This window comes from Lysobacter yananisis (assembly GCF_031199375.1).
Taxonomy (GTDB): domain Bacteria; phylum Pseudomonadota; class Gammaproteobacteria; order Xanthomonadales; family Xanthomonadaceae; genus Lysobacter; species Lysobacter yananisis.
In genome coordinates this window covers 1,937,965-1,954,710 of record NZ_CP133568.1, presented here as the reverse complement: position 1 = coordinate 1,954,710, position 16,746 = coordinate 1,937,965, and the positions used below count along the sequence as shown (strand labels likewise).

General features: G+C 70.9%; 17 protein-coding genes. 7 read left to right on the top strand and 10 right to left on the bottom strand.

Translation table 11 applies throughout. From position 1 onward, the window contains the following. Nucleotides 1–10 precede the first annotated feature (10 nt). From RDV84_RS08220 to RDV84_RS26030, 3 genes are all read left to right on the top strand, one after another. On the top strand, nt 11–1,261 hold the full coding sequence (locus tag RDV84_RS08220) for a heme biosynthesis HemY N-terminal domain-containing protein (RefSeq protein WP_309153043.1): 1,251 nt from the start codon (nt 11–13) through the stop codon (nt 1,259–1,261). Nucleotides 1,262–1,600: 339 nt separating this feature from the next. Next, nucleotides 1,601–1,804 (top strand): DUF6053 domain-containing protein, encoded by a 204-nt coding sequence (locus RDV84_RS26035; RefSeq protein WP_425606428.1) that lies wholly within the window; start codon nt 1,601–1,603, stop codon nt 1,802–1,804. Further along, entirely contained in the window at nt 1,722–1,910 is a 189-nt protein-coding gene (locus RDV84_RS26030) for a DUF6053 domain-containing protein (protein ID WP_425606429.1), read from the top strand. The genes RDV84_RS26035 and RDV84_RS26030 overlap by 83 nt, the downstream gene beginning before the upstream one ends. Here RDV84_RS26030 and RDV84_RS08215 read toward each other — a convergent pair. After that, nucleotides 1,823–3,397, bottom strand: coding sequence for a CocE/NonD family hydrolase (locus RDV84_RS08215; RefSeq protein ID WP_425606430.1), 1,575 nt, complete (start codon nt 3,395–3,397; stop codon nt 1,823–1,825). The genes RDV84_RS26030 and RDV84_RS08215 overlap by 88 nt on opposite strands. Before the next feature lie 394 nt (nt 3,398–3,791). Between RDV84_RS08215 and RDV84_RS08210 the strand changes: the two genes are divergently transcribed. Together RDV84_RS08210 and RDV84_RS08205 are read left to right on the top strand one after the other, a co-directional pair. Next, nucleotides 3,792–4,646 carry a hypothetical protein gene (locus RDV84_RS08210; RefSeq protein ID WP_309153041.1) on the top strand — a complete coding sequence of 285 codons (855 nt, stop codon included), beginning with the start codon at nt 3,792–3,794 and terminating at the stop codon, nt 4,644–4,646. Between the two features lie 22 nt (nt 4,647–4,668). Then, nucleotides 4,669–5,934, top strand: a complete 1,266-nt coding sequence (locus tag RDV84_RS08205) for an XVIPCD domain-containing protein (protein WP_309153040.1) — start codon at nt 4,669–4,671, stop codon at nt 5,932–5,934. A gap of 100 nt (nt 5,935–6,034) precedes the next feature. Here the strand turns inward: RDV84_RS08205 and RDV84_RS08200 are convergent, their stop codons facing one another. After that, nucleotides 6,035–6,763 (bottom strand): hypothetical protein, encoded by a 729-nt coding sequence (locus RDV84_RS08200; protein WP_309153039.1) that lies wholly within the window; start codon nt 6,761–6,763, stop codon nt 6,035–6,037. Nucleotides 6,764–7,208: 445 nt separating this feature from the next. Beyond that, nucleotides 7,209–8,486 carry an acetyl-CoA C-acetyltransferase gene (locus tag RDV84_RS08195; RefSeq protein WP_309153038.1) on the bottom strand — a complete coding sequence of 426 codons (1,278 nt, stop codon included), beginning with the start codon at nt 8,484–8,486 and terminating at the stop codon, nt 7,209–7,211. A gap of 139 nt (nt 8,487–8,625) precedes the next feature. Between RDV84_RS08195 and RDV84_RS08190 the strand changes: the two genes are divergently transcribed. Next, complete coding sequence (locus tag RDV84_RS08190) at nt 8,626–9,543, top strand: hypothetical protein (RefSeq protein ID WP_309153037.1); 918 nt, start codon at nt 8,626–8,628, stop codon at nt 9,541–9,543. A 157-nt stretch (nt 9,544–9,700) separates the two neighbouring features. Here the strand turns inward: RDV84_RS08190 and RDV84_RS08185 are convergent, their stop codons facing one another. The 5 genes from RDV84_RS08185 to RDV84_RS08165 all read right to left on the bottom strand — a co-directional run bounded on the left by RDV84_RS08185 (nt 9,701) and on the right by RDV84_RS08165 (nt 14,506). Continuing rightward, nucleotides 9,701–10,210 (bottom strand): GNAT family N-acetyltransferase, encoded by a 510-nt coding sequence (locus RDV84_RS08185; RefSeq protein ID WP_309153036.1) that lies wholly within the window; start codon nt 10,208–10,210, stop codon nt 9,701–9,703. A 148-nt stretch (nt 10,211–10,358) separates the two neighbouring features. Next, nucleotides 10,359–10,934 (bottom strand): superoxide dismutase family protein, encoded by a 576-nt coding sequence (locus tag RDV84_RS08180; protein WP_309153035.1) that lies wholly within the window; start codon nt 10,932–10,934, stop codon nt 10,359–10,361. A gap of 424 nt (nt 10,935–11,358) precedes the next feature. Continuing rightward, the gene (ntrC, locus tag RDV84_RS08175) at nt 11,359–12,765 is read right to left on the bottom strand and encodes a nitrogen regulation protein NR(I) (protein ID WP_057949514.1); all 1,407 of its coding nucleotides are present in this window, start codon (nt 12,763–12,765) and stop codon (nt 11,359–11,361) included. Beyond that, nucleotides 12,762–13,823: a two-component system sensor histidine kinase NtrB gene (locus tag RDV84_RS08170; RefSeq protein WP_309153034.1), complete on the bottom strand. Its 1,062-nt coding sequence runs from the start codon at nt 13,821–13,823 to the stop codon at nt 12,762–12,764. Before RDV84_RS08170 ends, ntrC begins: the two co-directional genes overlap by 4 nt. 68 nt (nt 13,824–13,891) lie before the next feature. After that, entirely contained in the window at nt 13,892–14,506 is a 615-nt protein-coding gene (locus RDV84_RS08165) for a flagellar basal body L-ring protein FlgH (RefSeq protein ID WP_309153033.1), read from the bottom strand. A 235-nt stretch (nt 14,507–14,741) separates the two neighbouring features. Here RDV84_RS08165 and RDV84_RS08160 point away from each other — a divergent pair, with 235 nt between their 5' ends. Beyond that, nucleotides 14,742–15,539 (top strand): SDR family NAD(P)-dependent oxidoreductase, encoded by a 798-nt coding sequence (locus tag RDV84_RS08160; RefSeq protein WP_309153032.1) that lies wholly within the window; start codon nt 14,742–14,744, stop codon nt 15,537–15,539. A 34-nt stretch (nt 15,540–15,573) separates the two neighbouring features. On the opposite strand, the gene RDV84_RS08155 is transcribed toward RDV84_RS08160, so the two are convergent. Together RDV84_RS08155 and RDV84_RS08150 are read right to left on the bottom strand one after the other, a co-directional pair. Further along, nucleotides 15,574–16,107, bottom strand: coding sequence for a hypothetical protein (locus RDV84_RS08155; protein ID WP_309153031.1), 534 nt, complete (start codon nt 16,105–16,107; stop codon nt 15,574–15,576). A gap of 264 nt (nt 16,108–16,371) precedes the next feature. Then, a complete protein-coding gene (locus tag RDV84_RS08150) occupies nt 16,372–16,740 on the bottom strand; it encodes a hypothetical protein (RefSeq protein WP_309153030.1) in 369 nt (122 codons plus the stop codon). Nucleotides 16,741–16,746 lie beyond the last annotated feature (6 nt).

Sequence of the window (16,746 nt, the reverse complement as noted above, 5' to 3'; positions counted from 1 at the left end):
AGGCGCCGCGATGAACCTGTTCCGCAATCTTCTGTTTTGGATCGTGCTGGCGCTGCTCGGCGCGCTGGTCGCGCAACTGCTGCTGCAGGACCCGGGCCGGGTGGTGATCACCTACGGCGGCTACGACTACCTCACCAACGTGCCCAAGGCGCTGTTGATGCTGGTCGGCGGGCTGATCGCGCTGTGGCTGGTGTGGAAGGCGCTGAGCCTGCCGTTCGTGGCGATGCGCCGGCACCGCAAGAAGCAGGCGCGGGCGCGTTTGATCGACGGCCTGGATGCGCTGCACCAGGGCCATTGGACCCGGGCCGAGAAATCGCTGGCGCAGGCCGCGCGCAGCCGCGACGTGGCCGCGATCGCCGCGGTCGGCGCCGCGCGCGCGGCCGCCGCGCGCGGCGACGACGCGGCGCAGGCGCAGCACCTGGACGCCATCGCCGCCGACCATCCGGTCGCGCGCGCATTGGCCGCGGCCGAACAGGCGCTGGCCGAGGAACGCGCGGGCGATGCGCTGGCCGCGCTCGACGCGCCGGCCGCGCAGCCGCTGCCGCCGCGCGGACTCGCCCTGCGCGCGCAGGCGCTGGCCGCGCTGGGCCGCGCCGGCGAGGCCTACGGCCTGCTCGGCGCGCTGCGCCAGAACAACGCCTGGCCGACCGCGCGCCTGAGCCGGCTGGAAGCGCAATGGGCCGAAGCCGCGCTGCGCGAAGCCGCCGACGCGAACGTGCTGGCCGACCTGTGGGAAAGCCTGCCCAAGCCGCTCAAGAACGAACCGGCGGCGGTGGCCGCCTACGCCGAGCGCGCCGCCGAGATGCGCTGGGAAGAGGCCGCGGCCAAGAGCCTGGAACAAGCGCTCGACGCGCGCTGGGACGAGTCGCTGGCGGCGCTGTACGGCCGCCTGCCGATCGGCCGCCTGGACGCGCGCCGCGCCCAGGCCGAACGCTGGCTGGCCGGGCATCCCGGCAGCCCGGGCCTGTTGCTGAGCCTGGCCCGGCTGGCGCGCATGCAGGGCCAGTGGCCGCAGGCCGAGGCCTACCTGCATCGCGCGCTCGCGCAAGGCGCCGGCAGCGAAGCCTGGGAAGAACTCGGCCATGGTTTCGCCCAGGCCGGCGACGAAAGCCGCGCGCGGCTGAGCTACCTCAACGCCCTGCGCGCCGCGCGCGGCGAGGCGCCGAGCGAGCTGCCCGGACGCGACCTGCGGCAGAAACTGTTCGACGAGGCGGTGGTCGAAGAGCGCGACGAATTCGGCATGCCGCGGTTGCGCGGCTGAGTTTTCGGGTACCGCGGGATTGCGCGCGGTTTCGTCGCGACTGATACAAAAGCGTCGGGACTGAAGTCCCTCCCACAAGAGCGCCGGCGTCGCCGGCCTGTGCGGGTGTGGTGGGTGGGCCTTTCAGATCTGATGCCATTCGCCCAGGTAGCCGCTTGTTCCTTCGCGATCGACAGGAAGCGTCGGACTGAAGCCCCGCCCACAAGAGCGCCGGCGTCGCCGGCCTGTGTGGATGCAGTGGGAGGGCCTTTCAGGCCCGATGCCGTTCGCCCAGATGGCTGCCCACTCCATCGCGACTGACACAAGAGCGTCGGGACTGAAGTCCCTCCCACAACAGCGATCCGGCTCGGGTATGGGGCTTCAGGCCCGGCGCTTTTCGCGCAACTCGACGGCCTGTTTCATCGCAGCCGAGACAAGAGCATCGGGCCTGAAGGCCCTCCTACGACTGCCGCTTGCTCTTGTGGGAGGGCCTTCAGGCCCGACGCTGTTCGCTCAGGTCGCCGGCCTGTTGCGACGCGGCCGATACGAAGGCATCGGGACTGAAGTCCCTCCCACTGGCGCTCAGCGCAGCGGCACCGTCAACGTCGCCGGATTCGACGCCGGCGAGCTGAAGCTCACCGTGCCGCCGATGCGGCTGGCGCCGGCGTAGCGCGCGTCGACGGTGTCGATCACCAGCACCAGGCGGCGGCCCGGGGCGATGTCCCAGCTGGTCGCTTCCAGCCGCAGGTCGAGGTTCTGCGCCACGCCCGGGCGCGCGCCGCGCAACGAGATCGGCTTGTGGCTGAGCAGCTCGCCGGTGCCGAGCAGGTCGACGCTGTAGAGATAGGCGAACAGGCTCACCTCGCTCTGGCTCGGCGTCGCGGTGATGCGCAGCTGCGGCATGCCGCGCAACTGCGCGCCGCTCCAGTACACCGGCGTCTGCCACACCGCCGCGCCGGCGCGCGCGACCAGCGGGATCGACGCGACCGGCGCCACCTGCAGCGATTGCAGGAAGCCGCTGACCATGGCCACGCCGGAGCCGGCCACGGTCGGCAGGCCGGTCAGGATCGAGTGGTTCCAGCCCACGCTCGGCGCGCTGCGCAACTCGCCGGTGGGCGCGATCGGGCCGCTGGGCTTGCTCAGCGCGAACACGGTCGCGCCGGCTTGCACCGCGTTCCAGTCGGCGTAGCCGCGCCAGTCGCCGTCCTGCGATTTCAGCCGCACCGCCGGTTCGCGCGGCACGCCGTTGTCGGCGCCCTTGAGGTGATGGTCGAACCAGCGCTGCACCGCGGTGTAGGTCTCGTTCGGCAGGCCCAACGCGCCGGGCGCTTCGATGGTGGCGTGGTCGCCGTGGGCGAACAGCAACTGCTTGGGGCCGCTGAGCGCGTTGTAGAAATCCACGTACTGGCCCGGCGGAAACAGGCTGTCGTTGAAGGCGTTGGCCAGCAGCACCGCGGTGCCGTTGCGGTTCAGCGCGGCGACCTCGGTCATCGGGCTGCGCTGCGGCACGACCGGCAGCAGGCCGGCGACGGCGCCGTCGAAATCGCCCAGGGCGATGCGCGCGGTGGCCTGGGCCAGTTCCGGCCCGGGCCGGCCGGTGACCGCGCCGGCCACCACCAGCAAGGCCGCGCCCTGCTGGCTGACGGTGCGGTTGGCGTACAGCGACGCCTCCAGGTCGGCCCAGCCGCTGAGCGCAGCCACCGCCTTGATGCGCGGGTCGCGCTCGGCCGCGAGCAGGCTGATGCCGGCACCGTAGGAAATGCCGCTGGCGCCGATCCGTTCCGGGTTGGACGGCGTGTTCGCCAGCGCCCAGTCGATCACCGCGCTGACGTCCTCGACCGTGCCCGGCCCGGCGATGTCGATCTTGCCGGCCGAATCCCAGAACCCGCGCGAGGTGTAGCTGACCACCACGTAGCCTTGCGATGCCAGCTGGCCGCCGCGGCCGACGTATTCCAGGTTCGGCACGCCCCAGCTGGCCGGCATCACCAGCAGCGGGAACGGGCCGGGGCCCTGGTCCTTGGGCACCATCACGAAGGCGCCCATGTCGGCGCCGTCCCAGCCGGGTATGCGCTCGTAGCGGCCGGCGAAGCCGCCGGCGTAGGCCGGGGCGAGGATGGACAGGCACAACAACAGACACGACAGCCACAACGAATGAATCCTGCGCATGAGCTCGTCCCCTCCCAAGGACCGGTCCTGCACTCGTGGATACGTTTGCGTATGGTTTACCGCCCCAGGACCGTACCACCGCGAATGGATGCACAACAATCGCGATCCCGGAGCAGCAAGGTGAACGAGGACGACGTGGGTCACGGGATGCACATTTCGTACCCAGAAAAGTGCAGCTTCGGCATGCATTCGAGGGCCGACGGCCGCGCTCCGCCCCGTGCCGCGGCAACCTCATGCCGCAGCGTCGCTCCGGCGCCCGCGTGCGCAGGGCCCGGATGCGGCCGTCCGCGGCCCGCCGCGCGGGTTTACCCCCGTGGGCGGCGCACCTAGACTCGGCCCTGCGCCCTCGCCGTCCGCGCGAGTCCGGATCGAGGTAAGGATGCTCATGACCCCGCCGCGCGCACCGCTGCCCTGGCTGCTCGCCATCGCCTGTCTGGCGGCGGCCGCTTGCGGTTCCGGCGCCGCCCCGCCCCCTGCCGCCGAGGCCTCCCGCCCGATGACGCCCACCGACGCGAACGCAGGCGAACGCATGGTCGAGGTCAATCTCGGCCCGCACCGCTTCCGCATTGCATCCAACTACTTCGACATCGAGCGCGGCCAGGACGCCCAGGGCTTCATGCGCCTGATCCTGCGCTGGCCGGAGCTGGCGCCGCTGCCCGCCGGCACGCATTACCTCAGCGGCGGCGAAAGCGAACGCGCGCGCAACATCGACATCAGCCCCGATTACATCGACCGGGTGCCGCTGCAGACCAGCCTGGAGCGCGACCTGATCTCCAACACCGATTCGGAGCAGGAGCGGCGCGAGAACCCGACGCTCAACCCCGATCTGCGCATCCACGGCGATCCGGTCCATGGCCTGACGCCGTACTACACCGACTTCGCCAAGGTCGACGCGTACTACCGCGAGCGCTACGGCAAGCACGGCGACACCGCCGCGCAGCGCCACTCGCCGTTCAACAACGACTGGCTGGTCGGCCGCGACGCGCAGGGAACGCTGACCACGGTCATCAAATGCACCTCGCGCGAAGAACCCGAGGGCGCGCGCATCGTCGAAGGCCGGCTGGAACTGCTCGATGCGCCGATGCTGCCCAGTTGTTCGCACAGCTTCCTGATGCCGCGCTACGGCGCCAACGTGCGGGTGAGCTACCAGCGCATCTTCGTGCGCGACTGGAAACGCATCGAGCAACGCATCCGCGAGATCTTCGACAACGGCTACCTGGGCGACGCGCCCGCGCGCTGAGCCGCCACTTCAGGGAGGAAACATGAGCGGATTGACCCAGCAAGACCTGAACGTCCTCGGCCACTACGCCCGCACCGGCAATCGCGAGCTGTACTGGAACTACCTCGCCCGGCACGAGGATTCCGACGGCTATGGCCGGCTCGCGCTGGGCGTGGTGCGCAACGACAACGCGCCCGGGCGCGTGGCCAACATCTATGCCGACACCCGCGCGCGCGAAGACGGGCGCAACCTGCGCGAAAGCGACTGGGAACGCTTCGGCGTCGACCTGATCAACCAGGACCTGCGCCGCCGGCAGATGCATTTCAACGACAACCGGCCGGACCTGGCGCTCAACCTGCCGGCCCGCGATGTCCAGCGCTCGCACGACGTCGCCTTCCACAACGCCCGCATCGATCCCGACGCGTGGACGCCGCGCGCCCTGCTGGAAGCCGCGCGCAACGGCCGCGGCGAAAGGGAGGTCGAGCGCATCTGGTCGAACATGCTCGACAACGGCTACTTCGGCGGCCCGCGGCTGGGCAACACCATCGGCTCCATCGCCTCGAACATGTCGGTGTGGGAAGGCGGCGCGTACACCGGCCGGCTGTTCGCGGCGCGCGGCCTGGCCACCGGCGCCCACGCCACCACCGACCCGAACACCATCGGCGGCCCGCCGCTGACCTTCAGCTACAACGAGCGCGACCGCAGTTGGACCCAGATCAGCAGCGGCGGCATGGTGTCGCACGTCAGCGAAGTCACCAATCCGCGCATGCTGGACGACCTCAACGACGCGCGCAGGACCCGCCTGCACCGCCAGGACCTGCGCGACGATTTCCATCCGGCCGACCCCAACCGCAATCGCCCGATCATGAGCAGCCCGTGGGTGGTGGCCGACGCCGGCGCCGCGGACCGGCCGGGCCAAAGCGCGGTCGCGCTAGCCGCGGCGCGGCCCGGCGAGCTCAGTCCCGCGCAATGCGCGATCCACGACCAGTGCCGCGACGGCGTGCAGCGCCTCGCCGCCGGCTACGGCCCCGAAGGCGAAGCCAACCTCAGCGCGCGCCTGGCCCGGCTCGCCGGCGACCAGGGTTTCCGTCAGGTCGACGCGGTGCTGACCGGCGGCGGCAATGCCTTCATCGTCGAGGGCAACCCCACCGACCCGGCCAACCGCAACGCCCACGTCGGCCTGCGCGAGGGGCTGGAAACGCCGGCGCGGGACTCGCTGCAGGCGATGGCCGCGCAAGGCGCGCAGCCGCGCGAGGACGCGACGCCGCAGCAAGAGCAGCAACGCACCGCGGCGCGGGCGATGGTCTGAGGGCGGGCGCGGCCGCAGCGGTCGCGTTGGCTCGCGTCGCGGCGCTATGCGGCCTCGACGCGAGCGCCGGAAGCTGCGCTGCGCCGGCAGGCGCGCGCCGTCAGAAATCGACGATCTCGCCGTTCTCGTCCAGGCGCGCGTGCGCGACGCTGCGGTCGCGGATCAGCGCGAGCTGGGCCTCGACGATCTTGCGCCGGTAGTCGGCTTCCTCGGCCTCGAGCCGTTTGCCGGGAAAACCGCGGTCGGCGCGCAGCGCCTCGAAGGTCGCGCGCGCGTCGTCGAAACGGCCGAGCCGGCGCTGCAATTCGCCGACGAGCATGCGGGTGTCGTAGCCGCCGCTGCCGGCCTCGCGCAGGGCGCGCCGCTGCCAGGCCGCCAACGCTTCTTCGGCGTAGCGCGGGTAACGGCGCGGGCCGGCCTCCCAGGTGGCGACCAACAGGCTCTGCGCGATCGCGTCCTCGGACTCGCCGAGCAGGGCCTGCTGCCGCGCCAGCCGGTAGTACGGCGTGTCGTTGGCGACCCAGCCGCGATACTCCGCGCTGGCGACGAACTCGCGCAAGCGCGCCAATTCTGCCTCGCCGTAGCGGCGTTCGCGGTCGAGCACGACGAAGCCGTTGCCCGGGCAGACCGGCAGCGGCCAGGGCGAGGCGATCGGGCCGTAATGCTGGCCGTCGAAGTAGCGGCCGAACGCAGTGCCCGACGCCGCGACCCGGGTCTGGAACGGCTGGCCGTCGATGGGGCAGACGAAGTTCGCTTCCATGAACGTCATCGCCGCGGCGGAGTGCGGCAGCGATGCGAGGGCGAACAGCAACAGGGCGTACGGGCGCATGACAGGTCCTTGTCGTGGCGGGTGGGCATTGTGCCCCAAACCGCGCGGGCCGGCCCTGGGGATCGCGGTGGGGCGGGAATGTCGCGGCGGATACGAGAGCGTCGGGACTGAAGTCCCTCCCACGTCGTCGCGCTGTCGCAGCGGCTTCCCGCTGCGTCGCTACGCAGCCGCCTCGCGGGCGCGCAGTCGCGAAGCCCGCCGTCTTAGCGAGGCCCCGGCCATTGTCGGAGGTCCCGGCAATTCTTGGAGAGCCTTGCAGTTGCGGGAGGGTCTTGCAGTTGTGGGAGGGCCTTCAGGCCCGACACCTTCCGATCCGCCGCCACGCAAGGGCCGGTCCCGGCCGAGACAAAAGCATCGGGGCTGAAGCCCCTCCCACGTCGCCCTTTCCGCTTCGCCGCAGCCGCGGGCGCCTGCGCAATCGCCGGCGCCCGGGCTCAACCGGCGCTCAACGCTCCAGGATCGCCACCACGCCCATGCCGCCGGCGGTGCAGATCGAGATCAGGCAACGCCCGCCGCCGCGCTGCTTGAGCTCCTTGGCGGCGGTGGCGACGATGCGCGCGCCGGTCGCGGCGAACGGATGCCCGGCCGCCAGCGACGAGCCGTTCGGGTTGATCTTGGCCGGATCGATCCGGCCCAGCGGCGCGTCCAGGCCGAGCCGGTTCTTGCAGTAGTCCTCGCTCTCCCACGCGCGCAGCGTGCACAGCACCTGCGCGGCGAAGGCTTCGTGGATTTCGTAGATGTCGAAATCCTGCAGGGTCAGGCCGTTGCGCTTGAGCATCTCCGGCACCGCCACGGTCGGCGCCATCAGCAGGCCCTCGCCGTGGACGAAGTCGACCGCGGCGACCTGCGCGTCGCGCAGATAGCACAGCACTTCCTGGTTGTGCGCCTGCGCCCACTCTTCCGAGGCCAGCAGGCACGCGGCGGCGCCGTCGGTCAGCGGAGTCGAGTTGGCGGCGGTCAGGGTGCCGCGGCCGGAGATCTTGTCGAACGCCGGCTTCAGCGTGGCCAGCTTTTCCAGCGTGCTGTCGGCGCGCAGGACGTTGTCGCGCGAGACGCCGCGGAAGCTCACCACCAGGTCGTCGAAGAAGCCGCGCTCGTAGGCGGCGGCGAGCTTCTGGTGCGACGACAGCGCCCACTCGTCCTGCGAGTCGCGCGAGATGTTCCACTGCTTGGCCATGTCCTCGCAGTGATCGCCCATGCTCTTGCCGGTGCGCGGCTCGGCCACGCCGGGGAACTCGGGCTTGAGCTCGCGCAGGTGGAAGCCCTTGAACGCGGCGAGCTTGTCCTTGGTGGTCTTGGCCCGCGCCGCGGTCAGCAAGCGCCGGCGCAGGCTCTTGCCGTAGACGATCGGCACGTCGGAGGTGGTGTCCGAACCGCCGCCGATGCCGGCCTCGATCTGGCCGGTGGCGATCTTGTTGGCGATGGTGATGATCGAATCCAGCGAGGTGCCGCAGGCGCGCTGCAGGGTGATGCCCGGGGTCAGCGGCGACAGCCCGGAGGACAGCGCGGCCTCGCGGCCGAGGTTCCAGTCGCTGCTGTGCTTGATCACCGCGCCCATCGCCACTTCGCCGAGCTGCTGGCCGTGCAGGCCGAACTTCTCGACCAACGCGCCCAGCGTGCGCACCGACATGCCCAGGTTGCCGACGTCCGCATAGGCGGTGTTCTGCCGGCAGAACGGGATTCGCACGCCGCCGAGCACGGCGACGGGACGGTTTTGACGCATCGGCAGCACCTCTGAAGACCGGGTTTCGGGGAAATTCGTGCGGTTTTTGACGCGGGCCCACCCGGCGGAGCGGGCATAATGGGCTTCAGTGTAGCGCCGCCAGCGCGCTCTACCAAACGCCAGCGTATCCTCGGTGACCATGACCTCCGAATCCCCCTCCGCACGCGGCCCGGCCGCGCCCCTGCACGTCCTCGGCGCGCTCGCCCTGGAGCTCAAGGGCGACGCCGCCGTGCAGCGCAGCGCGCTCGCCCGCCACGACGCCGGCGCGCTGTCGGAGAAGATCGCCCGCGACCTGGCCGGCTTCGCCGCCGATACCGCCGCGCTGGACCTGGTCACGGTCGGCGCCCACTACGACCCGGTCGAGCTGCTGCGCCCGGGCTGGCCGCTGCACCGCGAACTGGACGAACTCGCCGCGCGCGCCCCGCGCGAACGCGGCGCCGAACAGGCCGGCCGGGTCATCGCCTTCGGCGCCCACGACGACCAGTTGCCCGGCGCGCTGACGCCCTCGCCCGACTTCGCCGGCGGCCCGCTGCGGCTGGTGCCGTTCGCGCTCAGCGGCTCGCCCGAGCTGGTCGCCCGGGTCGGCGAGACTCTCGAATCCAGCCTGCTCGAACGCGGCATGGCCGGCGCCGACACCGCCCTGGCCGCGCAGGCCGCGTTCGGGCTCAAGGTCGAGCACGCCCGCTACCTGACCGTGCACGACCTTGCCGCGATGATGGCCCTGCAGTACGACCACGCCGGCCTGGGCCCGCTGTGGCCGTTGCTGGAGACCGCGCTGCTGCAGCCCGAAGGCGAACAATGGCTCGACGCCCTGCCCGAGCCGCTGGTGCACTACGCCGACGGCGAGGCCCGCATCGCCCTGTTCTCGCCGGCCGCCTGGCACGCGCGCTACGCGCCCGAGGCCCCGTGCGACACCGCCGAATGCCGCGACAAGCTCAATCGCCGCTACCAGCACTTCGAAGCTCGCTTGCGGCAAATCGCGGCGGTGCTCGGCGCGCATGGGGTGCCGGTGACGTTCGTGCATTGCGACGGCGAGCAGCCGCGCGAGGAAATGTAGGCGCCGCCGCGCGGCATCGCGCAGCGCGCGCTGCGCGGGCCAAGACGGCCTCAGCGGTCGGCCTCAGTGATCGGCCTCAGTGGCCGCCTTTAGTGGGAGGGACTTCAGTCCCGACGCCTTCCGTTCCGCTCTGCGCGCCACCACCCGCGCTGAAAACTCACTCGCCGGCACTGCGCCCGCCCGCGCCGAATTCCTGTTCGAACAAGTCGTAGCCCGCATCGACCATGCCCTGCGCGCGATAGGTGCGCTGCGCCGCGGCGTTGCCGCGTTCGACGTACAGCCGCAGGCCGACGACATCGGGCGTCGCCTGCGCCAACGCCGCGACATGACTGTGCAGCGCTTCGTACACGCCCTGGCGGCGGTGTTCGGCGGCGACGTAGACGCTTTGGATCCACCACCACTCGCCGTTGCGCCAGTCGCTCCACTCGCGGGTGAGCATCAAGGTGCCGGCGGGAACGGCGATGGTCTCGTGGCCGGCGGTCTGCGCTTCGCGCATGGCGACGAAGTAGCGCGCCTTGGCCGGATCGGCCAGGCCGGCGCCGACGCCGGCGTGGACGGTGGCCGGGTCCAGGCGCTTGTGTTCGGTTTCCCAGGCCATCGCCAGCATCCACTGCGCGATGAGGTCGCAATCGGCGGGGGCGGCGTCGCGGATGCGCAGGTGGGTCATGGCGATGGGCGCTTGTGGGGTTTGCGGTATCGGATCGGAAGGCATCGGGCCTGAAGGCCCTCCCACTAAAAGCGCGAGAGGGCGATGCAACGGCGCGACGCGCTGCGGACGCGTCGCGCTTGCGCCGGCTGCAACGGCCGGCCTGTGTTCAGCGGCCGGTCTTGATCACGCCGCAGGCCAGGCGCGCGCCGGCGTTGCCGGTCGGCTGGGTTTTGTAATCGTCCGCCGAAGCGTGGACGATCACCGCGCGGCCGGCGACGTCGTTGGGCGCGCCGCCACCGAGGGTCACGCCGCTGGCGTGCGCGTCGACCTTGGCCACGCCTTCGGCGTTGGCGACGAGGTTGTCCATGTCGCCGGCGTGGTGCGCGCCGCGATCGACCTGGCCGTGCGGCTGCGCGGCCGGATTGAAGTGGCCGCCCGCGCTGGTGGCGTCGGCGGCGCTGCAATCGCCCTTCTCGTGGATGTGGATGGCGTGGGTGCTGTTCGGGGTGAGGCCGCCGATCTCGCCGGTGATGTGCACGCCGTCGCCCATCGGACGCACGTTGAGCTTGCCGCTGACCAGGCTGCCCGACGCCGAGGCCAGCACCACGCTGGCCGAACTGGCGGTGGACACCGGCTTGGCGATCGCGGCCGGCGGCGGCGTGGGCTTGACGGACTGGCCGCCGCACGCGGCGAGCGCGGCGGTGGCGGCGGCGAGGACGGCGATGCGAAGAGTCGCGTTCATTGCGGTGCTCCTGGTCGGCGGCGTCGCGCAGCGACGCCGGGTCGTGGAACCGACGCTAGCTGGGCCTGGGTTCAGCGCGGGTGAAGCGCGATGGCGTGGCGGCGCGGTAGGGGTGGCCTTGCCGCGCGATTATGGCGGCGATGCGGGCGATGGCGCCATCGATGCGGCGATCGGACAGGACGCGCATCGTCCAGCGCGAAATTTTTTCGCGAGCCGATTCCGTGGTGGAAGCGCCCTCGGATCCGATGCTGTTGTGGGAGGGCCTTCGGGCCCGACGCTTTTGTCTCGGCCGGGACGATGCCCGCGGCGAGCTTCATCGAGTCGGAGCGAAAGGCGTCGGGCCTGAAGGCCCTCCCACAACAGCCATGAAGCACGCTCCCGCAGAAGCGGTATCGCTGAGGTCGTACTCAGACCGCATCCCTCCTCAGCGGCGCTTGCGCCCCGGCCCGAGCTTGCGCGTCAGCGTGTTGCGCCCCAACCCCAGGCGCGCGGCCGCTTCGGTGCGGCGTCCGCCGGTGTGCGCCAGCGCGGCTTCGAGCAGCGCGCGATCGAAACGCTCGCGCGCGTCGGCGTGCAGGTTGGCGCGGCCTTCGGCCAGTTGCGCGCGCGCCCACGCCGACAACAGCGCCTCCCACGCTTCGCCGGCATCGGCGGCGCGCGCGGGTTCGGCGCCGAGCGCCTGGTCGAGGTCCTCGCGCGCGATCGCGTCGCCCGGCGCCAGCGCGGCCAGCCGCCAGCACACGTTCTCCAATTCGCGCACGTTGCCGGGCCAGTCGTGCGCCATCAGCCGTTCCAGCGCGGGCTTGGACAAGCGTTTGAGCGGCGTGCCGAACCGCTGCGCGGCGGCGGCGAGGAAACGCTCGGCCAACTGCGCCACATCGCCGCGGCGCTCGCGCAGCGGCGGCAGGCGCAGGCGCACCACGTCCAGCCGGTGCAGCAGGTCGGCGCGAAAGCGCCCTTGCGCGACCAGCCCTTCCAGGTCTTGATGGGTCGCGGCGATCACCCGCACGTCCACCCGGATCAGCTCGCGCCCGCCGACGCGGAAGAACTCGCCTTCGGCCAGCACCCGCAACAACCGGGTCTGCAACGGCAGCGGCATGTCGCCGATTTCGTCGAGGAACAGACTGCCGCCGTCGGCCTGTTCGAAACGGCCGACATGGCGGCGCTGGGCGCCGGTGAAGGCGCCGGCCTCGTGGCCGAACAATTCGCTTTCCAGCAATTCGGCCGGGATCGCCGCGGTGTTGAGCGCGACGAACGGCCGCTGCGCGCGCGGCGACTCGCGATGCAGCGCGCGCGCGACCAACTCCTTGCCGGTGCCGGTTTCGCCGGTGACCAGCACCGACAGCGGCGCCTGCGCTAGCCGGCCGATGGCGCGGAACAAGGTCAGCATCGCCGGCGTGTCGCCGATCAGCGCATCGGCCGGCGCGGCATCGGCGGCGGGCGGCGGCTCCGCGACTGGCGCGCTCGTCGAGAGCGTGCGCGCGGCCAGCGCCACCGCGTCGTCGAGATCGAACGGTTTGGACAGGAACTCCTGCGCGCCGCCGCGGAACGCGCCGGCGGTGCTGGCGACGTCGGTGTAGGCGCTCATCACCACCACCGGCAGCGCCGGCGCGCGCGCCTTGAGTTTCTCCAGCAACGCCAGCCCGCCGTCGCCGGGCATGCGCACGTCGGTGAACAGCAGGTCCGGCGCGCCGCGCTGTTCCAGCGCGTCGAGCGCGTCGGCGGCGTTCTCGAAGCCGTCCACGGCGTAGCCGGCCTCGCGCAGCGCGGTGGCGAGCACGAAGCGGACCGAGCGGTCGTCGTCGACGACCCAGATGCGCGCCGCGCTCATGCGCCGGTCTCCGCGCTGGCGTTGTCTTCGATATGCATCGGCAGCAGCAGGGTGAACACGGTGTGGCCCGGACGCGAGCGATAGGTCAGCGAACCGCGGTGCTCGCGCGCAACCTGCTGCGCCAGCGCCAATCCGAGCCCGCTGCCTTCGGCGCGGCCGGACACCAGCGGCAGGAACAACTGCTCGGCCAGTTCGTCGGGCACGCCGCGGCCGTCGTCGATGATCTCCAGACGCAGCGCGATCGGATGCGCGCTGTCGCCGACGCGCGCGCCGTGCTCGACCCGGGTGCGCAGGTGGACGTGGTTGGCGCCGGCCTCGATCGCGTTGCGCGCCAGGTTCCACACCGCCTGCATCAGGCGGTCGGCGTCGCCGGCGAATTCGGGCAGGCTGGGATCGTAATCGCGCACCAGCCGCACCGCCCAACCGGCGTCGGCCTCGGCCAGGCGCAGCACGCGTTCGAGCACGGCGTGGATGTTGAGCGGCGCGTGCGGGCGTGGCGGCGCCGGGGTCAGCAAGCGATCGACCAGGCCGGTGAGGCGCTCGACTTCGCTGTCGATCAATTCGATCAACTCGCGCGCATCGCGATCGTCGATGCGGCGCGCGAGCAGTTGCGAGGCGCCCTTCAAACCGGCCAGCGGGTTGCGCAACTCGTGCGCGAGGCCCTTGAGCGAGGCCGACAGCGCCGACGGCAGCAACAACGCCGGGTCGTCGCCGGGAAACTCGTCGACCGGATGCGCTTCCAGCAACCAGCCGCCGTCGTCGCGCCGGCTCAACCACAGGTCGGCGAAACGCTCCTCGCCGTCGGCGTAGCGCAGGCGCATGCGGCGCATGCGCAGCGGCGCCTCGTCGCCGCCCGCGCGCGCCACCGCCAACGCCAACCGGCCGTCGGCGTCGAGCCCGGCCAGCGGCCAACCCAGCAGCCGGCGCACGCCGATGCCGAACCAGCGCGAGAACGCGAGGTTGCAGCCGGTCAGGCTGCCGGCCGCGTCGCTCCAGGCCACGGGAGTGGTCAGGGCATCGAGGCTGAGGTCGGTGGAGGGCGCGGGATCGGAGGGCATTGCACCATGTTAGTGCAAAGAATCGGTCGTTGCGGTCGCGTTCCGCCAGTTCCCCGGCGGCCTGCCGATCATCGCGCCCGCTGCAGACTCAGGAACTTGTACATGTTCTCGATCGTGCGTTGGCGCCGCGAAGGATCCATTCCGCCGTCGTCGACCAGTTCCAGCCCGGCGTCGGCGATCCGGTTGGAAACGACCGCATTGTCGATGTCGAGGTCCTGGCGGCGGACCAGGCCGGACACCCGGTAAGTCTGTTCCCTGCCGTCGACATCGAGCGTCAGCAGGCCCCGGATGCGCACGCTGCGTTCCGGGTTTACCGCCACCACCTCGGCCGGAATGATGGTCAGCAGATTGCTGGACGCGGCCTGGGGATTGCTCGCGACCGGGGGCTTGGCCCAGGTCGATTTGAGCGCGAAGACCTTGATCGCATCGCCTACCCGATGCGCGGGCTGGGTCGCGGGGTAACCGACATAGTCGTTGACGTCGACCGGGCCCTTGCGCTCCAACGCGGACGCCGGCGGCGGCGACATCGGCAACGGCGGCGCCTCCAGCACCGGCCCGGACGGCTCCGGAGGCGGAGGCGCGGCCACCGCGGGGCTCCGGGCCCCGACCGGGCCGGCGCCTGCGGCCAAGATCATCAGCAGGGCCAGGATCGATGCGTGTCGGCTATTGGCTTGGGTACTCATCTGGGACGTCCTTTTCATTTCCGGTCGCGGGCGAACGAGCGAAGGGGCCGATTTGTCCGTACCCGGGCGGCAAGGCGTTCCGGATACAGAAGGGTCTTTCTGTGCCGGGGCAACCGGCTGAAAAGCAGAAACGCCCGTGGCCGCGGCTATTTAACCACATGGTTGACAGCAAGCCAGGACAGGGTGTCGACTGGCGTCCCGGCCGCCGACCTGGCCCATCCGATCGAGGAAGACTATGCAAGGCGAACTCGCAGGCAAGGTCGCGGTGGTCCACGGCGGCAGCGGCGCCATCGGCGGCGCGGTGGCGCGGGCGTTCGCGCGCGAAGGCGCGCGGGTGTTCCTGGCCGCGCGCGGACGCGAGCGGCTCGACGCGACGGTGGCCGCGATCGGCGCGGCCGGCGGCGACGCCGAAGCCGATTGCCTCGACGCGCTCGACTCCGACGCGGTCGCGGCCCACGCCGACCGCGTCGCCGAACGCGCCGGCCGCATCGACCTCGTGTTCAACGCCGTCGGCTTCGTCCACGTGCAGGGCGTGCCGTTCACCGAACTGAGCCTGGCCGACTTCGAACTGCCGGTGCACCGCTACATCCGCAGCCAGTACGCGATCGCCCAGGCCGCGGCGCGGCACATGGGCGACGGCGGCGCGATCGTGTCGTTGGTGACGCCGGTGTCGCGCATGACCGGCCCCGGCTACCTCGGCCACTGCGTCGCCTGCGCCGGCGTGGAAGCGCTGTCGCGTCACCTCGCCGGCGAACTCGGCGCGCGCGGCATCCGCAGCGTGTGCCTGCGCTCGCATGTGATTCCGGAAACCTTGGAGCACGGTTCGCATGCGCGCGAGGTGTTTCAGCCCCAGGCCGATGCGGCGGGCATGAGCCTGGACGAGATGATGCGCGCTGCGGCCGCGAGCACGCCGCTGCGGCGGTTGCCGACGCTGGACGATATCGCAGCGGCGGCGGTGTATGCGGCTTCGCCGCGGGCGGCGGCGATGACCGCGGCGATTCTCAATCTGACCAGCGGGGCGTTGGTGGATTGATGCCGCCGCGGCGTTGGCCGCGGCGGCACGCGGATCAGGGTTGCTTGACCGCGTTCGACGAACCGTTGGCGACATAGATGCTGTTGCAGTTGCCGGCGCCGTCGTGGCTGAAATCGATGTAGGAATCCGGCCCGACCGCGCCCGCCGCCGTGACCAGCGCCGCGCCGGTCGTCGTGCAACTCACGTAGCCGCCGGCCGCGTTCTGCGCCTCGCACCCGGCCTGCAAGCTGTTGCCGAGCGCACTGACGAAACAACCGATCGACTGTTTGGTGTCGGCGCTGTTGCGCGCGGTACCGGCCATGCCGAACGCGCCGATCGTATGACCCTGAGCGTTGGTCTTGAAGGTCACCGGCACATTGGCCTTGTCGCCGGCGTGGGCAGTCGCGGCCAGCGCCAAGGTTGCGGCCAGCGCCACGGAAATTGCGGGTTTCATTGTAGTTCCTCCCTGAAAGCCCTTCGGAATGAAGGGGCGCGGGCACTGGAACACGCGCCGGCGATGGCCACAATCGCGATTGCCGATCCGAATCGTGGAGCGCGCCGGCGGTCGCAGCCGCAGCGTGCCGGCCATCGCAACCGCCCTGCTCTGACCTGCGCGGCAACCCTGCCGCCTTTGTGTCGCGAGCCCTGAGCAGGCGCGGGCGCCTCATAGGCCGGCATCGCCGCGACCAACGCCGCTACCGATCCGCCATCGCGGCCGTGCCCTGGAACGACCGCGATGGCGATCGGCTCACGGCTGCCTGACCGGATTCACCGAGTTGCTGGCGACGTACAGACCATTGCGGTTGCCGTTCGCGTCGCGGTTGAAATCGACATAGGGATCGGGCCCGATCCTTTACCGAATGAACTCGCCCGTATCGAGTGGGCAGGCTCCCGGCTGATGATAGAGGCGATGCTTTTCGCAATACTCGGTTCCGGAGTTGGGATTGCAGTCCCATTCCACAAAAACGGCCGACTCAGGTACCACGAAATCGGGCAAATCCTCAAGCAGTTCCGGCAACGCCCCCCATCCCACCGGCGCGAATACCTTCACGTATCGCCCCTGCGAAATGTCCTGCGTCATTTCGCGAAAAGCTTGTGGAACGGTAATCGGCACTTCGAGTTTTTCCACCATCCACTTCGCAGCGGACATTATCCGGTCCTGGTCCACCAGCCCCCAGACTTCGAACTGGGAAAAAGTAGAGAACTCATCATGTTCCGACATCGAAAA

Coding starts and splice junctions, on each gene's coding strand:
- RDV84_RS08220 (WP_309153043.1), top strand. CDS start 11: ATGAACCTGTTCCGCAATCTTCTGTTTTGGATCGTGCTGGCGCTGCTC.
- RDV84_RS08210 (WP_309153041.1), top strand. CDS start 3,792: ATGACCCCGCCGCGCGCACCGCTGCCCTGGCTGCTCGCCATCGCCTGT.
- RDV84_RS08205 (WP_309153040.1), top strand. CDS start 4,669: ATGAGCGGATTGACCCAGCAAGACCTGAACGTCCTCGGCCACTACGCC.
- RDV84_RS08200 (WP_309153039.1), bottom strand. CDS start 6,763: ATGCGCCCGTACGCCCTGTTGCTGTTCGCCCTCGCATCGCTGCCGCAC.
- RDV84_RS08195 (WP_309153038.1), bottom strand. CDS start 8,486: ATGCGTCAAAACCGTCCCGTCGCCGTGCTCGGCGGCGTGCGAATCCCG.
- RDV84_RS08190 (WP_309153037.1), top strand. CDS start 8,626: ATGACCTCCGAATCCCCCTCCGCACGCGGCCCGGCCGCGCCCCTGCAC.
- RDV84_RS08185 (WP_309153036.1), bottom strand. CDS start 10,210: ATGACCCACCTGCGCATCCGCGACGCCGCCCCCGCCGATTGCGACCTC.
- RDV84_RS08180 (WP_309153035.1), bottom strand. CDS start 10,934: ATGAACGCGACTCTTCGCATCGCCGTCCTCGCCGCCGCCACCGCCGCG.
- ntrC (WP_057949514.1), bottom strand. CDS start 12,765: ATGAGCGCGGCGCGCATCTGGGTCGTCGACGACGACCGCTCGGTCCGC.
- RDV84_RS08170 (WP_309153034.1), bottom strand. CDS start 13,823: ATGCCCTCCGATCCCGCGCCCTCCACCGACCTCAGCCTCGATGCCCTG.
- RDV84_RS08165 (WP_309153033.1), bottom strand. CDS start 14,506: ATGAGTACCCAAGCCAATAGCCGACACGCATCGATCCTGGCCCTGCTG.
- RDV84_RS08160 (WP_309153032.1), top strand. CDS start 14,742: ATGCAAGGCGAACTCGCAGGCAAGGTCGCGGTGGTCCACGGCGGCAGC.
- RDV84_RS08155 (WP_309153031.1), bottom strand. CDS start 16,107: ATGGCCGGCACGCTGCGGCTGCGACCGCCGGCGCGCTCCACGATTCGG.
- RDV84_RS08150 (WP_309153030.1), bottom strand. CDS start 16,740: ATGTCGGAACATGATGAGTTCTCTACTTTTTCCCAGTTCGAAGTCTGG.